The organism is Rhodopirellula maiorica SM1, assembly GCF_000346295.1.
GTDB classification, from domain to species: Bacteria; Planctomycetota; Planctomycetia; order Pirellulales; family Pirellulaceae; genus Novipirellula; species Novipirellula maiorica.
The window spans coordinates 1-4431 of sequence record NZ_ANOG01000812.1 but is presented as its reverse complement, the minus strand read 5'-3'; the positions used below and the strand labels follow the sequence as shown (position 1 = coordinate 4431).

Genomic DNA, 4431 nt, shown 5'->3' with positions numbered 1-4431 from the left:
AGCATTGTTCTTCGCGAGATCATTTGCGTCCTCAATCCACGTATCGAAATTCGTTGGTCATCAACAATGCTTGACAAAAGCTTGCCCAGGTTCGGATTTGTTTCTCTGCGGCGGGTTGGGTGGCGGCATCTTCGCCTGCATCGTTCAAATGTTGAATCAAATCCAACGCCGCCTCTACCTCGGAACCACTGGCGGGGCGATGCAGTACCGCAGTGAAAATTCGCTGGACGCGTTCGCGATTGTCGTTGCAGTCCAAACTCACCACATCGCTGGCTAATCGCTCCGATTGCTTGATCACAAAGGGGCTGTTCAGCAAGAACAATGACTGCGTTGGAAGCGTCGTGACATCGCGTTTTCCCGTGATCCCAACGCCGTCGGGTAGATCGAATGCGGCGAGCTCTTTGGGCGGTGCGTGGCGTAGCATGCACAGATAAACACTGCGATGGTTGCTGTCTCGGTGCAGGTCGGTTGCGTTGCCCGGAGGCCAATTGATCAACGCATCGATTTGCTCGATCGCAGATCCCCGCTGGGGAGAATAATCGATCGAACCACAGACTTGCAGAACGCTGTCGCGGAGTGATTCGGCATCCAATCGGCGGCGATCATGCCGCGCAAAAAACTGATTCCCTGGATCGACCTGAAGGTGTTCGTCGTCACAGCGACTGTCCAGCCGGTACGTCCGAGACAGTACGATTGCACGAATCAATCGCTTGATCGACCAACCTTGTTGAACAAAACGATTCGCCAAATGGTCCAACAAATCGGGGTGCGTGGGCCGGGCGCCGTAGACACCAAAATCATCGGGCGTCGACACAATGCCATGGCCAAATAGATGCTGCCAAATTCGATTGACCATCACCCTTGCGGTTTGCGGATGCCGCGGATCGGTGAGCCATTCGGCAAGCTCTAAACGTCCACTCTGCTGAGATTCGATTTTCATTCTGGCCGCATTGAATTCATCATCGGTACCCAGAGTTTGATAAGCCGTGAGCGTCCCTCTGGGCGACAGCGGCCCGAGTTTGTTGCTCTGGCCGTTGATATGAATTTTGCAGTCAACGGGCTTTTTCCCTTCGCGAACCCCCATCGCAAAACCAAAGGGCGGAGTTTGCTGAACACCGCGAGGTTGCCCCGAACGTTCGTGTAGCAGCAGAGCTTCGTCATTCGAAAGGGCACGTGGGAACAGGGCAAACTCGGCGACGTTGCCCGTCAATGGTGCAAAATTGTCACTGCGGTTTGCGAGGCAAAACTCCAAGTTGTCAGCAAATGTCGATTTAATCTTGGCGTCGATTTCAAGCTGCCCATTGAGATACAGCTTGACCTGATCGCGATTTCGAACCAAGACGAGGTGGTTCCAACTGCCGACGGGGATCTTGGTATTGCCCGCGATCGATGTCTTGCTCGCATTACCGTTAAAGACGAACAATTTGCCTGTGCGTGCAGAATCATGCTTACCACCGATTCCAAGATGGTCGCCGGGCAGACCGCTTTGGCGTTGCTTGCCACGCGAAAACAGGTAGGCCGTGATCGGACGCGAATCGTTCTTCAGCGTGTTGCGGAACCACAGCGAAACCGAATAAGACTGCGTCGGCTTGCTTAGTTTACCAACAAACGCAGTTTTCTTGACCGCCGCAAATGTATCGGGCGAATAACTTGGTGAAGGTTCGGCGATCAAGCCAACCGGTGGGCTGTCAAGCCGGACATGCAGTTGTGGCGAAAGCGATTGGATGGCGTCTGCATAATCGCTTGGAAAGATCGGCGGTGTGGTGCGATCGGGCTCAGTTTGTTCGCTCGTCCAATCCGACCTTAATTCATGCAGTGGGGTTGGCGGAGCCGTCAATTTTTGATTCGCTGCGGCGCCGTAGAGCGTTTCCGTACTCGAAAATATTCCAGCTAATGCATAGTAATCACGCGTCGGGATCGGATCATGTTTATGGTCATGACAACGAGCACAGGCAACGCTCAACCCCAACACTCCGGTGCAGACGACGTTGATTTGGTCGTCCACCACATCCATCGCAAAGTTCTTGTTCATCGCCGAGGCTGGTTTGGATCCGATTGCGAGGAAACCGGTGGCAATGAGTTGACGATTGCGTTCCGCAGGTGATTTTGACTGCAACAAGTCCCCCGCAATCTGTTCTTTTAAGAACTTGTCATAAGGAACGTCGTTGTTCAATGCATCGATCACGTAGTCGCGATAACGCCATGCATGAGGAAACGTGGCATTACGTCCTAGTCCATCGTCGCCATTGGATTCGCCGTAGCGGGCAACGTCCAACCAATGGCGTCCCCAACGGATTCCGTATTGAGGGCTCGCTAACAATTGGTCGACTAGTTGTTCGACAGCCAGATCGGCATCCATTTCGTAGCGGGCGACAAACGCGTTAACCTGTGGCAACGTCGGCGGCAATCCGATCAGATCGTAATACAATCGACGCACTAAAGTTTTTGCGTCGGCATCATGCGTCGGTGACAGCCCGGCGTCTTCGATACGCGACAAAACGAAGTGATCAATCGGATCACGCGGCCACGACCCTTCACCAACCCGAGGCAGCGTGGGCGTTCGTCTTGGGAAGAACGACCAAAGCGACTCAGCATCTAACTCGGGCGATTCGGCGGGCGGAGTCGTTTCATCGCGAGGATCGGCGGCGCCCAGCGAAACCCATCTTTCGAAATCCCTAATCACCGCTTCCGGTAGCGGCGCGTCTGGCGGCATTTCCAAATCATCATATCGAAGCGCCTGGATGATCAAGCTATTCTGCGGCGATCCGGCTTGTAGTGAGGGGCCCGATTCGCCACCGGTCCGCATGGCATCGCGGCTATCCACTCTCAGTTTCCCGCCGATCTCATCCGACTGTGATGAATGGCACTGGTAACAGTGTTGAACCAAGACGGGGCGGATTTTCGTCTCGAAAAAAGCTGTCGCATCCTCTGCAGCATTGCCGTGGTCGCAAACGACGACGGCGAACACCAACCACAACGGGCCGTGTAGGATTCGCTTCATGATGACCGGCGAGGGAGATGGGGATAGGCAATAGGCGGGAACCTTGATTGTTAAGGATTGACCAAACAAATGCAAACTTATTCGAGGAAAAATTTAACTCGATCAGTTTTGCTCTATAGACAAATGGAAACGCAGCTTGCTCACGACAGCTTGGATTACTGAATTTTTAACGAAATGTCGGGTCGGATTGTCTGAACTGCGCTGCTTATCGATCTCTGCTGCTTTACGCATGTTCGCTGGGCAAATACGATGGCGGGCACACTGTGGACGATGACGTTTCACCGTTTCACCCCCTCCTTTCCATTGCAAAGCATACCTCCGATGATCCGATCTCTGTTTTTCCATCACCTGTTTGCAAGTGCGTTGGCGTTGATCCTGGCTGTTACATTCAGCGCCGATACGCACCGATGCTCCGCTGCGGATGAATACGATTATGACCTTGTTCACTCGTCCGTTAGTTTTAAGGCACGTCATTTAGATATCAGCTGGATTCACGGTCGATTTAATGATGTCGCTGGTAAATTTTCGCTTGATCGCGAAACGCCCGCCAACTCAACCTTTTCGCTGACGATCAAGGCTGACAGCGTTGACACCGCCAACGCGGCCCGCGACGAGCACCTTCGTCAACCCGATTACTTCGACACCAAGCAATTCCCCACCATCACCTTCCGAAGCACAAGTGTCAAACCAATTAAGGGTGGCTACGAGGTCAAAGGTGACTTTACGATGCATGGCACCACGAACGAGATCACTCTCGTGTTGATGGGCGGAAAGGAACACGACATCAAGGGGAAAAAACTGGTCGCTTTTTCTACTGAATTGTCACTGAAACGCAGTGACTACGGATTTGACAAAAATGCAATCGGTCCGATCGGCGACACGGCGCTGATCATGATTGATTGTGAAGGCGTTAAGAAGTAGCGGATGCCCGAACCGCTGCTGTTTGCAAAAGCGTTTACGATTGCGATGGTCGCCAGTGCATTTTTTGTGCTGGCGATCACCAAGTTGCGTGCCGTTTCTGCAACGACATTGAATTTGATTTGTGTCGCCGCGATTGCGATCGGGTTGGGGATCGGTTTCTGGCAAATCCAGCTGCATTGGGCGTGGCCTGCGGCGAGTGCGCTGGACCGATTTTTGACGATCATCCTGCCCGCCGTCCTGATCATCGAACTGATCTCGACCCATCGCCGTGTGCCCGTCGGAATGAAGTGGGGGATGCGTTTATGCTTGGCAATGGCGGCGCCTAGGATCTTGATCCATCAATCGGTCTACTTGACCGATCCAGATGACGGGAAGTTATGGCAAACCAACCTCAGTTTGCTACTTTGTGTCGGTTTGATCATCGGCGTCTGGTTGTCGCTTGACCGGTTATCACGGCGAATTCGCGACACCGTCTCGATTCCGCTGGCACTCTGCATGTCGATTCAATC

At 53.2% G+C, this 4431-nt stretch carries 3 protein-coding genes; 2 read left to right on the top strand and 1 reads right to left on the bottom strand.

Annotated features, from left to right (window positions below; genetic code table 11):
- Positions 1–31: 31 nt before the first annotated feature.
- Positions 32–3001 carry a DUF1553 domain-containing protein gene (locus tag RMSM_RS37385; protein WP_008704061.1) on the bottom strand — a complete coding sequence of 990 codons (2970 nt, stop codon included), beginning with the start codon at positions 2999–3001 and terminating at the stop codon, positions 32–34.
- Positions 3002–3322: 321 nt separating this feature from the next.
- Between RMSM_RS37385 and RMSM_RS26580 the strand changes: the two genes are divergently transcribed.
- Complete coding sequence (locus tag RMSM_RS26580) at positions 3323–3922, top strand: YceI family protein (protein ID WP_160168385.1); 600 nt, start codon at positions 3323–3325, stop codon at positions 3920–3922.
- Positions 3923–3925: 3 nt separating this feature from the next.
- On the top strand, positions 3926–4431 hold a 506-nt coding region (locus RMSM_RS26575; RefSeq protein ID WP_008704056.1), incomplete at its 3' end, for a hypothetical protein.